A 19296-nucleotide genomic window follows, 5' to 3' on the forward strand; every position below is an offset into this window, starting at 1 on the left:
CTTAATCCACGATTTGCAACTGTACAGGCATTACTTCAAAATCATCCATGACACCGAGACGGCGATTCAAAGCAAAGGCGCCTGCTAATTGTACTTTTTGACCTACCTGTACCTTTTCCAGAAATTCGGGTATAATTTCCTCCCGCACCCTTTTGTTGAGCCTTTCGGAGATCGCATTAAATTTCGTTAATTCACCCACATCCGCTAACGCCAGTTTGCCCGAAGCATCGCGAATTTCGTTTCCAAAAATGTAAACGGTTGCGATGCGTAAAGAGCAAGCTTGTTCGCCTTCACCAAAAACCACCCGCACATAGCTGTCTTTTATTTCTTGTACACTGCCTTCTCCCCGGATGAGAAAGTAATAGCGGTTCCCGATGTTGGTCTGCTTTCCGTAGCTTGCCCAATCTTGGTCTTTTTGCGATAACGTCGCCAGCAAGGTACAAGGTTGGGGCGCATTTGCCAAAATCTCCGGCAAGCTTTGCAAGAAGTATACATCTGCTAACTGAGCAACATCCTCTTCATCGCCATCATTCTTATGGGAATCCAAGGACACCACATAAAATGAATGATAGATTAAAAAAACAGCAACCAATCCAATCAGTCCGTATTTAAGCGCCTTACGTTTTTTTGGCTGTATGCCTTTATCATTCTTTACCATAGCTCGAATATATACTTACATTTGCAGGTGTCACCAATTCTACATCGACTAGTGTTTTGGGGGGGAAACTGGTTTTTCCTTCAAAATATTCTCCCGAGAAAGCAACGGCCGTTTCTGCAATTTTTTGCGGAAACTGCATCACGGTAGCGGCAAGACCACCAGACTGGATAGAGCTTACCGCATCTTCCGAACCATCGAATCCAAACACTTGGATCTGCTTATCTTTACCCGCAGCCACCAATGCTTGATAAGCACCCATCGCCATCGCGTCGTTGCCGCAGAACACAGCGTCTACATCTGGATGTGCCTGCAAAATAGATTCCAGTACCTCCATCGCTTTATTCCGATCAAAATCGGCACTTTGCTGTGCCACCATCTTGATTTCCGGAAAATGATCGACTACATGATGAAATCCTTTCGACCGGTTCCACGTGTTATTGTCACCCACTAAACCTAGCAGCTCCACATATTTACCCTTTTTCTCAAGCGAACGGACAAAGAGTCCGCCCAATTCCACACAGCCCGAATAGCTATCCGATACGATCTGTGAGGTGGCTGCATCGGGATTATTTAGCTCTCTGTCCATGCAAAAAACAGGAATACCCGCTTCCATGGCCTTTCTGGCATTAGCCACAGAACCATCCGAATCCGTCGCATTTAGCAGAATCGCATCATAGCCCAATGCGACGGCATTTTCAAAATGATCCGACTCAAGTGACGTGTTGTTCTGCGAGTCGAAAATCCGGGCCACATAGCCTCGGCTTTCCGCCTCCTCCCTAGCCGTTTCGGCCAAGAATACAAACCAAGGGTTGTTCAGTGTGGAAACGATAATAGCGATCTGTTTCTGTGGCGTTTTATCTGCTTCCCCGCGACCGCAAGCGATCAATAGCGATAACAGTATTCCCATCCATAGACATCTGTTTACGATGCGCATAATAAAATCGGTTTATTTATCTGTTTATAATTAGGGGTGGGCTACACCCTTTTACTTTTCTTGGGAAACACCCAATAGCTGTTGGGCAACTTCCATTATTCCCTGCCCGTTCAGACCATAATGGTCAAATATTTCTTGCTGTGAGCCGGTTACGGTGTATTCATCAGGGATACCCATCACCTGAAAACGGTTATGGTAGCCTTCTTGCAATAGGAAGGAAGCACAGGCTTCTCCCATACCTCCATACACACTATGCTCTTCCACCGTCAATATCGGCATACCTGCAGCGGCCACTTGCGCTAACAATTTCGTATCCAACGGCTTTACAGTATGCATGCTAATCACCGTTGCCTCTACATCCGCGGATTCCTTCAGCAAAGCAGCTGCTTCCAACGCGGGGTGTAACATTTCGCCCGTCGCAACAATGGCCAGATCTTTACCTTCTTGCAGAACGCGCCCCTTACCCAACACAAAAGGTACGTCCTTACGCAGGAGGGGCATCGGGCGTTTGCCAAAACGAAGGTACACCGGCTGGTTTAACGCCGCTGCTTGTCGAACAGCTTCCTCCGTTTCAAAATTATCGGCCGGCGCACAAACAATAATATTATGGATGGCCCGTAATACGGCATAGTCGTGTAAACTGTGATGCGTTGAGCCTAACGCTCCGTAACTCACTCCTGCACTGATTCCGACGACGGTCACCGCGTTGTCCGAGTACGTAACATCATTTTTTATCTGTTCCAGTGATCGCGCCGTCAGAAAACAAGCCGGCGAAACGGCAAATACCTGTTTCCCTGTGGAGGCTAAGCCTGCCGATATACCGACCAAATTCTGTTCTGCGATGCCTACTTCAACCAATTGATCTGGAAAACGTTGTGCAAAAGGCACCAATTTACCTGATCCCCTGGAATCGCTGGTAACCACTAGTAAATCGCGGTTGCTCTCAGCAATATGCTGCAAGGTTTCTGAAAAAACCTCTAAATTTGCCTTTCCCATGTTTATCTCTCTATCCATATCCAAAGCCTTTCTACATTAAAGCGCTAAAAGGGCGCTATCCAATTCCTTTTGTGCCTGTTCATATTGATCTTCACTCGGCACCCCATGGTGCCACTTCAACACATTCTCCATATAACTGATCCCCTTACCTTTCACGGTATGGGCAATCACCAAAGAGGGTTTCCCCGTCGCAAAGGGAAGCTTGTGGAATGTCGCTTCCAACGCATCCAGATTATGCCCATCAACCTCCACTACTTCCCAACCAAAACTTCTAAACTTATCCGCTACCGGATCCGTATTGCATACATCCCGGGTCGGCGCCGAAATCTGCAGGCGGTTATAGTCCACAATGGCGCAAAGATTATCCAGCTTATAGTGTGAGGCTGTCAGCGCCGCTTCCCAATTAGAACCTTCCGCCAGCTCACCGTCGCCCATTAAGGTAAATACTTGATAATCCTTCTTGTCCAGTTTAGCCGCAATAGCCATTCCTACACTCAGCGAAAGACCATGCCCTAAGGCTCCTGTATTCTGCTCCACACCAGGCACCTTCCGCGTGGGGTGTCCAATAAAATGAGAATTATATTGGCACAGCGTTTCCAGTTCCGATTCCGGAAAAAAACCTTGATCGGCCAATACGACAAACAAAGCTTCCACGCAATGCCCTTTACTCTGCACATAACGATCCCTATCGGGGCTATCGAAATTGGCAGGACCAACATTCATAATCCTATTATACAGCACGTTCAATACATCGACGCAAGACAAGCTTCCTCCCGTATGCCCCGCCTTTGCTTTGTAAATGTATTTTAAGATACGTTTACGGTATTCAATAGATTTTTTTGCTAACGATTCTTTCATTACTTGTTATCATGATTATATACTTCCCAGGAGAAGTAGTTACCCAATGCTTCTTCGAGTATCTTGCCGGTCTTAGAAGCATTCATGACCACGTGATGCTCGAAACCATTTCTACAGACATATTGCATAAGCCCCTGCAGATCGGGAATCTGTGCAACTGCCCGGTTGCCAAACGTATTCAGCTCGTCGTCTGTGAGCTCTCCTTCGCCTAGATATACTTTTATTTTACCCTGCACATCATCTGTACTGATCCGGCCGTAGGTCAATGGCGATGCCGGTGTCCTTCCGTCCAGTGCCCCCCATGTATTTTCTACGCCTAACGACGAGCCCAGAATTGGCGCGTTGCTAATTTCAATCTCCGGCAGGAATGCCTTTGCCCAGTTCCCGCAGTGGAACAAAACCGTCTTATTGGGATCGTCGGCGTAGTTATTGTTCCAATCCACCAAAGCACTTGGCGTGCCGGACGCCAACTGCATAGCATACATGGTCAATGTACCCGTTACATCTACCTCGCAGGCACTGGGCAGCATGTTTTCGCTCATCATACTCATGGAGGTACATACATTACAGCCGTAGTTTTGCTGTAGAGACGTCCAACATTGCAATGCGGTAGCATCTAATGCATGCTCTTCTACAAACTCTTTGAGTACGATATCCAGCTTCGCCATCTGCACCAGCGACTCATCAGGGGTCAATCCCCGTTTCGCGTAATTGGTGATGGTTTCTATATGTTCTTTCACCTTGGTATCTCCGTCTTTGATACGATTAGCCCGCCCCAAGATTTCAGAAAGATCTGCCGTTACGACCGTAATACCGTTCCTTTGCAGTATTTTTTCACTGTATCGTACGGTATTAAAGCCGCCCGGTCTGGCGCCAATCGCACCAATCCGCATACCTTTCAATCCTCGGACGACACGACACACTGCAGCGAAGTCCTTCACTTCTTGTGCAAAACCTTCATCATCTGGCCGGATAACGTGTTGATCGGTTAAACTATACTTGATTCCGTATTGATATAAATTATTACAAACCGATATCTTGCCACACCATGCATCTCGCCTACGGGCCACATCCAATTTATCCAGATCATCGGGGTAAGCTTGTACAAGAACGGGAACATCTAATCCCGACAACCGGATAGTCTCCGCCATCCCTCTTTCATCCCCAAAATTCGGCAACACAACCAAGATTCCCATGATCTCTTCCCGATGTGCCTTAAAAAGGTTTGCACACTTTTGGGCATCTGCAAAGGTCTCTACACCACCTAACTTCGTATCAGATTCCTCCAACATCCTATAGGCTAATCCCAACTTATCCAACACACTTTTCACTTCTTTTCTTGCGGTGCCCACTAAATGGTCAGGAAAAAAATCCCGGTTCCCAAAAATAACACCTAGCGCTCCTGTATTCATTTCTTCTCTCTATGTTTATTAATTTACTTTTTATGCTAGCGCTCCTCAATTCGCTATGATGATCTCAATTTCATGATCCCTAAACATGTTTTTATGCGCTTCTTGTATATCGGCATCCGTGATCAGAAAATCGATAAGCGACATGGCACCCAGGCTGGCAAACGATGTTTTCCCGATCTTGGTAGAATCCGCGACCAAATAAGTTAGCTCGGCCGCTTCGACCATTGCCTTTTTAACCACAATATCACTGATACTGGGATAGGTCAGTCCTGCCTTTAAAGACACGCCTGCTGTTGCTAGAAAAAGCTTCTGTACGTTGATACCCTTAAAAAAATCGGCTGCTTTTTGTCCGGTAAGTGATAAGGTTGGCGGTTTAAACTCGCCTCCGGTCATAATCACCTCTATGCCCGGCTCCGCTCCTAACATGAGTGCAATATTCAGGGCATTGGTAATAACAGTCAGGTTCTTCAGACCTTTTATTTTACGGGCAATCTCCGTCGTCGTCGAACCGGAATCCAAGATAATCGTATCTCCGTCTTCAATAAGTTCTACACATTTCAGGGCGATTTGCTCTTTTTTGTCTATATTTTCGTTTTGATGCGAAAGCGAAAAATTCCGAACCTGATCTTCTATATTACGTAGATAGGCTCCTCCATGATCGCGCGAAATAAGACCTTCCTTTTCCAGTTTTTCTAGATCTTGGCGAATGGTTGCTTCAGTCACCTTAAAAAGATTTGCTAGGTCTATCACTTTAGCAGCGCCGTCTTCTTTCAGTAATCCTAGTATCTTCTCTCTTCGTTGTATTGGTAGCATAAGTAGTTAACACAATAATATTTACTAATGCTAAATATCGAAAATAAAACGAAATAAACAAAGAAAAAAGAAAAAAATAAAAAATATAAAAAACCCCTATTCCTGGATGATCGTTACATTTTCCTCTACTAAACCAGCTACATGCACACTATCTATCGCACAATCCTCGCAATGTATCTCGCTGTTCTGGATAACAAAATTTTCCGCATCGTTGATGGCCAAATAGCGCTTTCCTGTAGCGTACATGTTAGAAATCGTCACATTTTCCAATCTCGACTCGGGAATTCCTTCTACATGGATACATTCCCTTGCAGTTTCGATAAGTACGTTATTAATGGTTACATCTGAAAATTTCGGCGTTAAGGCATTGACCTCCACAGCGAAGTCACGACTAGCCTGCGCACCCACATGTTGCGAACTTCCCAACATATCCCAACGTAATGCTGATTTTCCGATATTCATTCGGATATTTTCAAAGGCAATATGTTGCCCTCCACCACCGCGTGGACGACGTGTTTTAAAGCGTATCCCCACATCCGTACCATCGAAGGCGCAGTCGTGGACGTATAGATTTTTGATCATACCCGCTGTTTCACTGCCCAGCGTGATACCACCATGTCCTTCGCCGGCTAAACAGTAACGTACCACAATATTTTCTGAGGGTTTGGCGGCGCGAAGTCCGTCGTATCCTCTACCCGCTTTTATCGCGATACAGTCATCACCGGTATAGAGGCTACAATACTCCACCAATACATTTTTGGATGATTCAATATCTATCCCATCACCGCGTGGAATGCCTTTAGAATACACCTGTACCCCGCGGACAATTACATCCTCGCAAAAGGTCGGCACGACATTCCAAAAAGCAGAGCGCTCTAAAGTAAGTCCTTCGATAAAAACCTGCTTACAGTTGATCGGCGCAATCATCGCTGGTGGAAAAATAAACGCTGTCGTTTTACCATCGTATATACGCTCTTCTATCGGCGTATCGCTATGCACGATATTTTCGATTACATCGTGCGTCATTGTCTGCTCGCGTATGGATCCTTCTCCCGGGCCAACCAGCTTTCCCTTGCCCGTAATGGCAATATTTACCGCATCGTTTGCATAGATACATGCCCCTAGCGAGTATAATTCTATGCCCTCATTTCGGGTATATACCACCGGCAAGAAATCCACGATCTCACTTTTGAACGTGATCACAGCTCCCTCTTGTAGATGTAGGTTGATATTTGATTTTAATTCAATTCTCCCCGACAGGTAGTCGCCTTCAGTCAACACCAATGTCCCACCACCTGCAGAAGCCAATTGATCGATGCCTTCCTGGATAACATCCTCTCCAGGGGATAACGAATCGATACGCTCCGGAAAGGTAGGACGTTTGAAGTCGTATTCAAAAAAAGGCGATTGCACAGGCGCAATTACATCCGGCATTACAGCAGCCCCCACTTCGTCATATGTTGGCAAGCTCTTGTCTAATCTTTCTTGTAAAGAGGTCGAAGCACAAGCCGCACACAAAAGTGCCATTAACCCCATCCATATCGTTTTCATGCAATTATAGTTTTGTAAGCGGCGATAAGGCCATTATTTTTGAAAAACAGATTTTACATACCGCGTATTTGCGCCGAAGTTTTCCTTCACGGAACGAGGTGACAAATTAGCGTCTCTGGAGCGTTCGATCACTAACCAGCCCTTCCAGCCCATTTTATCCAAGGTTTCTTTCACTTTCGGCATGTCCAAGCGTGTATTATGCTCTAGCCATACCCCATCCTCATCGGTACAGTGTATTTGACAAATACGCTTCTTACCAAGGATTTGGAGTTCTTCTATTAAATCCCGCCCTTCTTTTAAAGGATTGGAAAAATTAAAATAGATCTGGATATTCTTCGATCCGATCTCTTTTAACAACTCCACGTCTCCCCTTGCATCGAGGGCCGTTTCTATTCCAACGATAACACCTGCTTTTTTAGCCATTCTTCCCACTTCCTTCAATCGTTCTACAATAGCCGGACGCAGTTCCGGATTCTGCACTAAATCGCCCTGTACTCCCAGTGGTAAAAAAGCTATCTTTGCCCCCAACAGCTGACAAGTCTTCAGACAATCGCCTACCATTTGTTGATATGTAGGTCGCGTTGCAAAAGACTGTGCGTAAAAGCCGGTCATCGCGACCGAAGCCACTTTTATACCATATTCTTTCAATTCGTTGAGATAATTTGTTCGAAATGCGTCATCGAAAAACTGATTGTCAAACGTATCGCGATTGCCTAATCCACCCATATCCACTTCGAGGCCATCCGCACCAATTTCGTTGGTCAGCTTAACGGCTCCAAGCTTTTGCCTTTTCAGAATCATCAAATCGATAACCGCTACTTTATAACGTTGTTCTTTCGGAGCAAACGCCCACGTCGATTTTGGTAACATCAAGGTTGTTGCGCCTAGAGCAGCTGTCGTAATAAATTCCCGTCTATTTAATGCTTTCATATGTTTTTAATCTTTAAATAGTTCTTCCAAATTTTCGTAGCCCTGTATAGCGTTTGAGGGCAGATTTTCCCCATTCGGTCCAAATGCATATAAGGCTGTTTCTTCTTCTATCACACAGCCAGACTCGTCGTAATCGCCTGTTGCATTTTTTAGTTCCTTGGTATGGAGTCTAAAATGTTTATGCATAAAATCATAAACCGGTTTACGCTTAGCATATCCAAAATCGTGTCCATCTTCTGGAAGATGCACATTTTCTACACCCTCTGCTTTTCCATAATACGCATATATCTTTTGTAGATACGGAAAATCATGCTCCGGCATGTGTGCCGTCCAATCCTTCCCGTCTGAGATCACCAGTTGAGGACGAGGGGCTGCCATGGCCGCTAATTCTACATTGTTTGTTCCCCCAGCAGCCATATGGATCGGTAAACCACTTTCACAAGGGCAGCCGCCGTAGAAATAGGAAGACAAGGAAACAACAGGTATGCTCAGCGTAATGCGGTCGTCCAGGGCTGTCATCAGTACGGTATGGCTTCCGCCACCGGAGCCACCACAAATACCTACACGATCGGTATCGATATTTTTGTCTTGCAACATCCAATCCAATATCCGTATAGCGCCTAATGTCTGCACCGTTAATGATAAGCTTCGGCGATGATCTTCGGGTTTAAACTGCAAAGTCGATTCTCCCCAACCGAAGAGATCATAACTAACCGCTATAGCGCCCATCTGTGCTGTCATAGCACAGCGAATCTGCGCATCCCTCCGGAAGCGATGACCTCCCCAGTGTCCATCTGGACTTAACATCAACGGGACTTTACCTTTTGCTTTCAAAGGCCGATAGATAGAGCCGTTTACATATAATCCGGGCATAATCTCCAGCGCGAAATTCTCTACGGTATAGTTCTTAAACGTCCGCTTTTTCGTCACTAACGGCGCCGAATTCGGTGCTGCTGGCATAGGCGACAACTTCAGGGCCCTGTATAAATCCGGACGGATTTTCTGTTTTCGCTGTTCCCAACTGTCCTTATCGTTGTACTGCGTAGCCAACTCGTCCAAATAATCCCAACCGTCCTGCGGTTCCCAACGGTAATATTCATATTCTTTGAGTTTGTATTTCCCTTCTCCTTCTTTATTGACTTTCAGATCTAGCGGCGTCAATATATTCTGAAGCGTCTCGTCCACATCTTTGCGGAAGCGCCACGCCGCATAATGCAACCATTTCCCCTCCACTGTCTTTTCATCATATTTGATCTGGACGTCGTATCGTTCTTCCAAAATCCCCAACACGTCCTTTAACGGCATACGGTATCGATCATCGGAATTTTGTGCCTGGATAAACAGGCCAGAACAACATAAACATATCACAACAATAGCTAAGATTCTTTTCATGATTCTATTCCATTTTCTTTATCCAATTTACGGTTTGCCTTCCATCCCTTATAGTATAAATTAGGATCCAGTTCTGGCTTCGGATAGAACAGACTGGCAACATATCCAACGCCGATAACCACTAAGTGGCTGTATACGCCCAACATCATCTTGTTGTGTGTAAAGTTAAACGCTCCGAGATCCAGTAGGACAAACGACTCTCCTCTAAATTCAATCTCTGTACTGGTTAAAAATGCGTAAGCTGTAAAGAGAATACATACCACAATCGCAATATTGATACCCTGTCGGTTTGCTCGTTCGGTAAAAATCCCCAATAAGAAAACCCCTACAATACCTCCAGAAAATATCGCATAAAGCGTAAAGATGATACCCAGGATACTTTCGCTACCTAATTCTACGTAGATAAAGCCGATCACCATAGCGATAATCCCGGCGATAGCCACCATCCAACGGCTAGCCCGTAGATATTCGTTATCGACTTTCTCCGGACGCAGTTTTTTATAATAATCTTCAATACCCACCGCTGCCAATGAATTTAAATCTGCACTCAAGCTACATATAGCTGCAGAGATCATCGCCGATAGTATAAAGCCTACTACCCCTACCGGAAGCTGTGTCATGATAAAATAAGGAAATACACTATTCGGCCCGATATTATCCGGTAGCGGTTGCTGCGTATAGTATACGAACAGGGCCGTTCCGATAAACATAAAGAGCGACCATACCGGAACCGTCAACAAAATGCCCATTAACGAAGCACGTATAGCCGACTTATCCGAACGTGCTGTCAGGTACCGCTGAATAACCGTTTGATCCGTACCATACTTTTGAATCGCATAAAACATCCCGTTGATGGCCATCACGACAAACGTTAATCGTGTAAAATCCAGATCGTACGGTCCAAATCCCGTTCGTCCATTTTCCGACGCCACACGCCATACTTCCGGAAACCCACCATTCACGGAGAAAATAATGACCAATATGCAGAGAATTCCACTGGCAAAGAGCATGAACCCCTGAAATACATCCAGCCAAATGACCGCCTCAATACCACCTAGCAAATTGACGATCACGATAATACTTCCCACCACCAGTATAATCCAATAGGTATTGATATTTGTCATGCTCGACAACGCCACGGCCAGCAGATATAAAACCGTTCCCATTCCGGAGAACTGGCGCAAGACAAACGCAATGGAACTGTAATAACGCGCAAAATTGCCAAAACGCTTTTCAAAGTACTCGTAGGTACTCAATCCGATCACTTTTCGATATAACGGCACAATAAACCACACTGTGCCGAGCAGTACAATCGGCACCATCAACCCCTGCACCAACAATATCCAATTGTTAGCATAACCTTCAGCTGGATATCCTAGAAAAGTAACACTACTAATCAGGGTTGCCAGGAGTGACATCCCAATTGCCCAAGAAGGAACACGTCCTTTCGCAGAAAAATACGCTTCGGTTGATTTTTGGTTCTTGGCATACCGAAGTCCGAAATACAACGTTATCAATAAAACGGCTATAATAATGCCATAATCAAGTATACTTAACATAAGGTTTCTTCTCTCATTATTTGGTCCTCAGACCGACTGGGCTAAAATACCCATAATTTTTCTGTCCAAGGATAACTCCCCGGTTTCAATGTTACTGTCCATGTGGTTTCCGGCACATGGTTGCGAATCACGCCCTGTCCATATACTCCTATCGGCCAAAGCGTATCGATATGCAAGGCTTCCAATACCGTCCTAGCGGTCGCTCCGCCTTCAATCAACAACTCCTGCACCGCAGCATTATCCTGAACTAATGCCACCACCTGCGCCATAGATGTCCGAATAATACGTGCTTCCATGCACTGCGAAGGCTCTACAGCAAACACTACTTTTCCGCTCTTATTGATTTTCTGACATATATTGCGGGCCAACTCCTCCTCCTGTCCGATATCCCGCCAATAGATCACATTATCCGCATGTAAGCTTTTCACCCGTCGAATACTATGCGCATGATTAGATCCACAAACATAAAGAAGGGGTGGCTTTGGAAGAGACTCATCCCCTACAGTTGTTGAAAAAGACGGCATGCGGTGATGCAGCAAAGCCTCAAAAAATGCTGCTGCGCCCGCATACATCCCGAAAGATATGGAAGAAGCTGCCCATCGATTTAGATCGTCGCTATCCCGGACAGCCGCAACCGTATAAGGTATATCTTTATTATGGGCTGTCGGCACTTCTTCGGCGAGCACCCATGTCTCCGCACCGATTGCCTCCAACACCCCGCTTTTGCGCACGGGAAATTCCGGATCCCGTGAAAAATCCGTTTCTCCGATAGGTTTCCCTTCCACCCAATACAAGCCGGCTGCAATTATACGCCCCAAAGCGGGATTTACAGGGCAAAAAACAACATGATCTTTTTGAAAAACTGCTCGATAAAAGGAGATTTCCGTTGCGATATGTCCGCGTAAAGCAGAATCAAACTTGAGGTATATCCAATCCCAACGATCTGAAAATTCGGCTTTAAAAAGTGTCTTAAGGTGAGGAATAACCTCATCTGCCTGTAAAGAGCGTGTATTCGTATTCAGAATCTGAACATCTTTACGTGGCGGCATGGCCAACGTATGCACGATTTCTACCGATAATCCGTTGCGCAAAGCTATCCCGCCTATTTCGGCAGCGCCTGTCAAGTCATCCGCAATTACCAATATCGTCATACGTATTATTTATTTGATGCCAATTGCACCGCAGATTCAATCGCCAATATCATTGCATCCGGACTTGCCACACCTTTTCCGGCAATTTCGAAAGCCGTACCGTGGTCAACCGATGTTCGGATAATCGGTAAGCCCATCGTAATATTTACCCCCTTCACACTATCCATTTGCTTTTTCTCGGCGTTCCATTTAAAACCTGTGAGTTTAAAGGGAATATGCCCTTGGTCATGATACATCGCAACAATACCACCGTAGTAGCCGGTAGCCGCCTTCGAAAACAACGTATCCGCAGGTACAGGGCCTTCCACATCATACCCACGTTTGCGTGCTTCTTCTACGGCTGGTACAATCTCTTCATCGTCTTCCGTACCAAACAAACCCGAATCACCTGCGTGCGGATTCAGGCCTGCTATACCTATTTTTAGGTTTTTTTCGCCCAAACTCATCAAACCCTGATGCAATAGTTCTGTCACTTCCACAATACGATCCTTTTTCACGAGATCGCAGGCCTGACGCAAGGACACATGTGTAGACACATGAATAACCTTCATGTTTTCTTCTACGAGGAGCATAGCATACTTTTTTGTTTGCGTGTAATGGGCGTAAATCTCCGTATGCCCCGCAAAATGATGCCCCGCCTCGTTTACAGATTTTTTATTTATTGGCCCTGTCACAGTGGCATTTACCTCTCCGTTTAACGCCAGATCTATTACCTTGGTAACTGCTTCAAAGGAAGCATTTCCTGCCTCCGATGATATCTCCCCAAAGGTTACTTTAGACAAATCTGTATTTTTCAAATCCAACACATCTGCCTCTCCAGCTACAAACTGGGCTTCTGAAACCTGTTCCACAGCGTGGATACGTATCGGAATCTGTAACAGCGATGCTATTTGCCGAAAAACTGCTGCATCCCCAACCAAAATCGGTTTGCAAATAGCTTGCACACGAGCATCCAATAATGCTTTCAATGCTATTTCGGGGCCGATACTCGCCGGATCCCCCATGGTAATACCAATAATCGGTTTATACATGACTAACTAAATTCAGTTTAATATTATCCTTTGTTATCAACGTTTGATAGGCTTTCACAATATGCTCTTCTTCCTGTTTTCCTAACGTATATAAGGGTGGCATCATATAGGATTCGCATAATCCCAACTGCTTCATCAATATCTTCAGTGCCCATAATGATTCTCCTAATGATTTGTTGGATTGATACAACGCACCTAAGTCGTCTGATTGTTTTTGTAAAGCGTAAGCACTTTCCAGATCCCCTTGTTCTACCGCTAAGCACATATCTCGATATATAGCCGGAGCGAAATTTGCCGAGCTCGGCACAATCCCATCGCTACCGTTTATCAACGAATGCGCGCACGCTCCTGCCCAACCCATATAATGCTTAAAATCTATTCGATCTCTCCATAACTCCAGCGACTGATCCAACCGCTCCATATTACGCTCCGAATCCTTTACAGCTACAATTTTAGGGTGATGACTTAACCTATCTAACAAATTAAGGGGTATAGACATGTGGGTAGTTGCCGGGATATTGTAGACAATCAAATTAGGCGTAATCGCTTCCGCCAAATCCAGATAATACTTTTCCATCTGTCCATCCGATAGCTTATAATAGGTTGGCAGCGTCGCCGCCACCTCGGACACTCCTAAATCGAATGCCAGGTTGGCAAAGGAAATGGAATCCTCGAGGATATTCGACGAAATCCCTACATATAATTTTTCACCCTCCGGTCTATTGGCAACGGCTGCTCTGAGATATGCCTCTTTAAACGTGTTGGAGAGCGATGCCGACTCGCCCGTCGTGCCTAGGATGAAGGGTGTGGCTCCATTGGTATACAAATACGAAAATATACGGGCTACAGCATCTTGATCCAAACTTAAATCTTGTTTCAGTGGAGCAACCACTGGCACAATAGTTTCTTTTTTTCTTCTTATTTCTTTCATTTTAATAGGCAGCATTAAATATGGTTATGGCATCGTGCAGGGTAATTTCCCGCGGGTTGTTTACCAACAACCGTGTAATCTTCATGGCATCCTCCGCCATTTGAGGAATAGCCTCTCTAGGTATTTCCACATCGCGTAAACGAGCTGGGATACCGCAAGCACTGATCAGTTTTCTTATTTTTGCAATACCGGCAAGAGCGGTCTCTTCATCCGTGGTTAAGCGGTCACATCCTAAAGCAATCGCCACTTCGGCATACTTCTTTGGAGAAGCCACATAGTTATACTCCATCACATAGGGTAATAGCAATGCATTGGAAAGTCCGTGTGCCAAGTGAAACATACTTCCCAAAGGATAGGATAGCGCGTGTACTGCTGCGGTGTTAACCGGACCCAAGCAGCATCCGCCCAGCATACTTCCCATCGCTACATGATACCGTGCTTCTTCATTTGTCCCGTTATGTACCGCTTCTTCCAGATTCGCGGCTATCAGCCGCATACCCTCGTAAGCATACATATCTATAAAAGGTTGTGAAAACTTATTCGTATAGGCTTCCAAACAGTGTGTCAACGCATCCAAGCCGGTAGCAGCTGTAACAGCGGGCGGCACACCAATCGTAAGCAAGGGGTCTATATAGACTTTATCCGGAACCAAAAAAGGACTAATGATACCTTTTTTCTGATTTTCATCATCTACCAAAATCGCATTTGGAGACATCTCACTTCCCGTTCCCGAGGTGGTTGGCACACAAATAAGCGCCTTATTTCTTCCCTTTAACATCCCATTTCCGACAATCTCTTCCAGAGATTGCGTATTATCCAGCTGTGCAGCTACCACTTTTGCCACGTCCAATACACTGCCCCCACCGATGCCGATGACTGCATCTGCAGGGAACGATGAAAACTGTTGCAAAACTTGTTTCACATCTGAAAAGGACGGCTCCTGTTCAATGCTGGTATCGATTAGTAGCGCTATATTATTTCTTTCCAATGCTACCGTCAAATCCGCTAATGAACCCAACAGGGGCTTGATTGTCATGATAACGACCGCTTTATATCCCTGCGCCACCACATCTTCGGCCAGCTGCTTCAGCACACCATTTCCAAAAACCAACGCCCCCGGAAAGCTAACCTTTAATATCCGATCTATTGACATATTCTTATTTCGATAATCTATTTATTCTTCTTCTGCTTTGTACGTTTCCAAAGTAGGCAGCTCGTAGCCCTTGACACTTGGCCAGACGCCGTCTTTGATTGCTCTTCTCTTTAATTTCTTCGGATTTACCACCACATGCTTCATCTTTTGCCGCCGCCATGTATAAGCGAAATGCAATAAGCCATCCTTCGTCTGTATAACGGCCGGGTAGGAATATTGACTGATCGGAGAATCCTCCAAAATCAACACGGCATCCCACTTTTTACCATCTTTAGAAACCGCAACATTCAGTGGTGTACGCGGTCCTTTCGGATTTTCAGGGCCCGGCAATACGTGGTTGTATACCAGCACATGCATTCCATTTTCCATCGTGACTGCATCCGTGCCAGAGTTGTTATTGGGCAGCATTGTTTTGTTTAACGGTGTCCACGTCTCCCCATTATCGTAAGACCAGGATTCTACCAAAGCCCAGTTACGGCTTCTCGCCAAAATCTGTAATTTGCCATTTCCATGATCTAAAATACTAGGTTGAATCGCTTGAAGGTTATCTTCCCCCGTTGCAATCGGCCCTACCTTGCGCCAAGTCTTGCCAAAATCAGGTGTCATTTCAAAATAGATATTCCAGCCGCTTCCTTCTGTACTCGTCGGGCAAATTAAATTGCCGTTACTTAATAAAACAGGTTTATTCTTAACGGGTCCGAGATATCCTTCCGGAAGTTTTTCCGCAGCCGACCACGTTTTTCCACCGTCTGTAGAACGCTTTAGCATGCCCCACCATTCGGATGGTTTAGGTCCAACTTTGTAGAACAACAACAAGTCGCCATGAGGAATTTGATATAGTACTGGATTCCAAGTTGGTAGTCTGCTCCCATCTTGCTGCACGCCATCTGCTACAGACATCGGTGCACTCCATTGTCCGTTTTCATACCGACATATATAAATCTCCACATCGGGGTGGCGTTCTCTCGTTCCACCAAAAAACGTGTATACCAAATTACCTGTTGTCGTTTCCGCGATACTTGCAGAATGACAAGAAGGAAAGGCGGCTTTATCATAGATAAACTCGTCTTTCACAATCCCCTTTTGCCATTTGTTTAGCGCATTTTGCTGTGCTTGTGCCCCAAAAAGGAACAAAAAACAGGTAATAACAGATAAACTTATCTTATTTTTCATTTGCGCCATATATTTATGGTTTCGTTTTAAATTGATAGCTACCCGATCCGATTGCTACTCGCACTCTCCCTCCTTCTTCTGATAGCACCTGAATATCACTATTGCCTTCTAAATTTCTATTTCCTTCCGTAATGGATGATGAATTTTTTGCAGGCAGATATATCTCTGCTTTTGCATTCGCTGGAACAGCAATATCCCAAGTAAAGGTCGTTTTGCTAGTTGTCCAGTTAGATTTAATGGCTCCGTATACACTATGGTAACTCGCTTCCACATGATCTAAACCGTCGATTAACTCTGGCTTCATGATGATCGTCTGAAATCCATTTTCTTTGGACTTGATCCCTGCCAGGTTTTCATAAGACCACACGAGCAGATCCCCTAGCATCATGACATGGTTTTCGGAATTCATCTGCGGATGTGCCGTATTTCCGTTCCAAAGCTCCCAAATTGTCGTCGCCCCGTGTTCGATCATGTATCCCCATGAAGGATAAGTCCTGTTCGTGGTGAGCTTGAAAGCCAGGTCAGACCTTCCCATATCGCTCAACGTACGCATAATCCACTGCGTCCCCACAACACCTGTACTTAAATGTCCCTTGTTTTCCTTCTCAATAATCTCGACAATACGATCGGCCAACTTAACCTTCTCATTCTCTTCAACCAGGCCAAAATACATAGCCAGCAAGTTTTCCGTTAGCGTATTGTTGCCATATCCACCGTTTTGATTATAAAATTGCAAGTTGAAGTCCTTTCGTATCTGCGCCGCCTGCTGTAGAAAATCGGCACGATCCAGTTCATTTCCGACATGTATTGAAAAATCAGCCATAAGCTGCAAGAGGTAGTAATAGTAAGCCGTTGATAGCACCGGATTCGGATATTTTTTATCTGCGCTTTTCCCTCGACCCGCCTCAATCGTCACAGGTGGTGCGCACCAGTCACCGTAGCTATCCTTGGTGATGATACCCTTATCATCCATATAGCGAGCGCGCATGTAATCCATCCATTTCTTCATGGATGGATAATGGTCTTGCAATACCCGGACATCCCCCGTATGCCGAAACAGCATATCGGCAATCATGGGATAAGCGCTAGGCCAGGTCATGTTATCACTATAATAGCGCCAGAAAGCCGGTGCGACATCTGGAATGGCGCCATCGTTTTTTTGAGATAGCCGAATATCTTCCAACCACTTAACATAGAAATTCGCGTTATCGAACAGGAAATTTTCTCCGTAGGCACTCGTCGGTCGGTCACCTAACCAAGCTTGGCGTTCGTTGCGTTGCGGACAGTCAACTGGAATACTTTTGTAATTGGAGGCTATACCCCACCAAGCGTTTTCATGCAGCTGGTTCAATAGCGGATTGGAAGAACTAAACTCGCCTACGGTCTCCATTTCGTCATACACGAAACGTCCCATAAAATCGTCTACGTCAGCTTCACCGGGATATCCTGATACTTCCACATAACGGAACCCGTGATAGGTGAATCTCGGTTCCCACACTTCTTCGTCATTCCCTTTTAAGATATACGTATCCGTCGCTTTCGCCGCGCGCAGATTATCCCGGAACAACGTACCATCGTCATTTAGTGATTCTGCAAAACGTAATGTAACTTCCGTACCACGGGCACCTTGTACACGCATCTTCACCCAACCCGAAAAATTCTGCCCAAAGTCGAGCATATATTTCCCGTCTTTCGACGTAATCGATACCGGCTTGATATCCTGCATCACCTTCATGTTACGGTTGATCTGGGATTCATATTTTCCGCCGGGCTCCTGCACGTATTCCGCGGGTATCCAAGCTGTGTCATCATAGCCAAGCGATGCCCAACCTTGCAGTTCCTTTCGTGCATCATATACTTCGCCGTCGTATTCGTTATTGGAACGAATGGGGCCATCGGTCGCTCCCTTCCAAGTATTATCGCTGTACAACGTCTGTTTAGAGCCATCGGTATAGGTAATCCGAATCTGCAGTTGCATCTTCGGGAAACCAAAATCCTTTACCTTGTATGGTTTTTCCTGGCGGACCGCATAATAGCGTCCATTTCCCAAGGTCACGCCCAAGGCATGGTTGTTTCCGCTTAGTTGCTCGGTCACATCAAAGGTATTGTACTTTACATTTTGCGTGTAGTCCGTCAGCCCCGGTGCCAGAACCTGATCGCCTATTTTCTTCCCGTCTATATAAAATTCGTATAGCCCCAAACCGATAACATAGGCTGTGGCCTTCGCTACTTTTTTAGATAAGGAAATCTCTTTTCGGAAATAGCGCGCCGATAGATAACCGGACTGTTGATCATCGGTATCGAAATACCTATCGAATCCAATCCATCGTTTATCCCAGTCTTTATAGTACAATAGACCAACCTGCCAACGTGCAGGAGCAGACCAATCCGATTCCCCTTTATTGGTATATACTTTAACTTTCCAGAAGACCTCTGCATCACTCTTTAGGGCTTTACCGCCGTAAAACACCAAAATGGAATTATCCGAAATAACCTGACCTGTATCCCAAAGATCACCCTTATGTTGAGCAAGCTTTTCCGGTGACGAAGCGACAAGGATATGATAAGCTGTTTGTACGACATTTCGTTCCGCTGTCTGGATCTGCCAGCTCAGCCGAGGGTTACTTATATCAATACCTATAGGGTTGTGAAGCAATTCGCACCGCAACACGTCGACTTTGGGTTGTGCAAAAGCCATTGTACTGTAGCACAACCATACCAACAAACCTATTGTCTTCATCATACTTGTCATAT

The 19296-nt window shown here is 45.4% G+C and carries 16 protein-coding genes; all 16 read right to left on the reverse strand.

The window, feature by feature from the left end; genetic code table 11:
• Nucleotide 1 precedes the first annotated feature (1 nt).
• Complete coding sequence (locus tag EWE74_RS12065) at nt 2-658, reverse strand: DUF2291 family protein (protein ID WP_130141786.1); 657 nt, start codon at nt 656-658, stop codon at nt 2-4.
• Complete coding sequence (locus EWE74_RS12070; RefSeq protein ID WP_206365215.1) at nt 645-1565, reverse strand: D-ribose ABC transporter substrate-binding protein; 921 nt, start codon at nt 1563-1565, stop codon at nt 645-647. The genes EWE74_RS12065 and EWE74_RS12070 overlap by 14 nt, the downstream gene beginning before the upstream one ends.
• Before the next feature lie 78 nt (nt 1566-1643).
• Nucleotides 1644-2606 carry a transketolase family protein gene (locus tag EWE74_RS12075; protein ID WP_206365216.1) on the reverse strand — a complete coding sequence of 321 codons (963 nt, stop codon included), beginning with the start codon at nt 2604-2606 and terminating at the stop codon, nt 1644-1646.
• Between the two features lie 18 nt (nt 2607-2624).
• Nucleotides 2625-3446, reverse strand: a complete 822-nt coding sequence (locus EWE74_RS12080; RefSeq protein WP_130141788.1) for a transketolase — start codon at nt 3444-3446, stop codon at nt 2625-2627.
• Entirely contained in the window at nt 3446-4858 is a 1413-nt protein-coding gene (locus EWE74_RS12085; protein WP_130141789.1) for an L-fucose/L-arabinose isomerase family protein, read from the reverse strand. The genes EWE74_RS12080 and EWE74_RS12085 overlap by 1 nt, the downstream gene beginning before the upstream one ends.
• A 45-nt stretch (nt 4859-4903) precedes the next feature.
• On the reverse strand, nt 4904-5671 hold the full coding sequence (locus EWE74_RS12090; RefSeq protein WP_130141790.1) for a DeoR/GlpR family DNA-binding transcription regulator: 768 nt from the start codon (nt 5669-5671) through the stop codon (nt 4904-4906).
• A gap of 96 nt (nt 5672-5767) precedes the next feature.
• Nucleotides 5768-7222, reverse strand: a complete 1455-nt coding sequence (locus EWE74_RS12095) for a glycoside hydrolase family 28 protein (protein ID WP_130141791.1) — start codon at nt 7220-7222, stop codon at nt 5768-5770.
• A 33-nt stretch (nt 7223-7255) separates the two neighbouring features.
• Nucleotides 7256-8152, reverse strand: coding sequence for a sugar phosphate isomerase/epimerase family protein (locus EWE74_RS12100; RefSeq protein ID WP_130141792.1), 897 nt, complete (start codon nt 8150-8152; stop codon nt 7256-7258).
• Between the two features lie 6 nt (nt 8153-8158).
• The gene (locus EWE74_RS12105) at nt 8159-9544 is read right to left on the reverse strand and encodes a DUF4974 domain-containing protein (protein WP_130141793.1); all 1386 of its coding nucleotides are present in this window, start codon (nt 9542-9544) and stop codon (nt 8159-8161) included.
• Nucleotides 9541-11103, reverse strand: coding sequence for a sodium:solute symporter (locus EWE74_RS12110; protein ID WP_130141794.1), 1563 nt, complete (start codon nt 11101-11103; stop codon nt 9541-9543). The genes EWE74_RS12105 and EWE74_RS12110 overlap by 4 nt, the downstream gene beginning before the upstream one ends.
• 41 nt (nt 11104-11144) lie before the next feature.
• Nucleotides 11145-12254 carry a four-carbon acid sugar kinase family protein gene (locus EWE74_RS12115; RefSeq protein WP_130141795.1) on the reverse strand — a complete coding sequence of 370 codons (1110 nt, stop codon included), beginning with the start codon at nt 12252-12254 and terminating at the stop codon, nt 11145-11147.
• Between the two features lie 5 nt (nt 12255-12259).
• Complete coding sequence (gene pdxA, locus EWE74_RS12120) at nt 12260-13285, reverse strand: 4-hydroxythreonine-4-phosphate dehydrogenase PdxA (protein WP_130141796.1); 1026 nt, start codon at nt 13283-13285, stop codon at nt 12260-12262.
• Nucleotides 13278-14216, reverse strand: coding sequence for a dihydrodipicolinate synthase family protein (locus EWE74_RS12125; protein ID WP_130141797.1), 939 nt, complete (start codon nt 14214-14216; stop codon nt 13278-13280). The genes pdxA and EWE74_RS12125 overlap by 8 nt, the downstream gene beginning before the upstream one ends.
• Nucleotide 14217: 1 nt before the next feature.
• On the reverse strand, nt 14218-15369 hold the full coding sequence (locus EWE74_RS12130; protein WP_130141798.1) for an iron-containing alcohol dehydrogenase: 1152 nt from the start codon (nt 15367-15369) through the stop codon (nt 14218-14220).
• A 21-nt stretch (nt 15370-15390) separates the two neighbouring features.
• Nucleotides 15391-16542 carry a sialidase family protein gene (locus tag EWE74_RS12135; RefSeq protein ID WP_130141799.1) on the reverse strand — a complete coding sequence of 384 codons (1152 nt, stop codon included), beginning with the start codon at nt 16540-16542 and terminating at the stop codon, nt 15391-15393.
• 13 nt (nt 16543-16555) lie between these two features.
• The gene (locus tag EWE74_RS12140; protein ID WP_130141800.1) at nt 16556-19285 is read right to left on the reverse strand and encodes an alpha-L-rhamnosidase; all 2730 of its coding nucleotides are present in this window, start codon (nt 19283-19285) and stop codon (nt 16556-16558) included.
• Nucleotides 19286-19296: the final 11 nt, after the last annotated feature.

The sequence above is a fragment of the Sphingobacterium corticibacterium genome (genome assembly GCF_004208525.1).
Lineage (GTDB): Bacteria > Bacteroidota > Bacteroidia > Sphingobacteriales > Sphingobacteriaceae > Sphingobacterium > Sphingobacterium corticibacterium.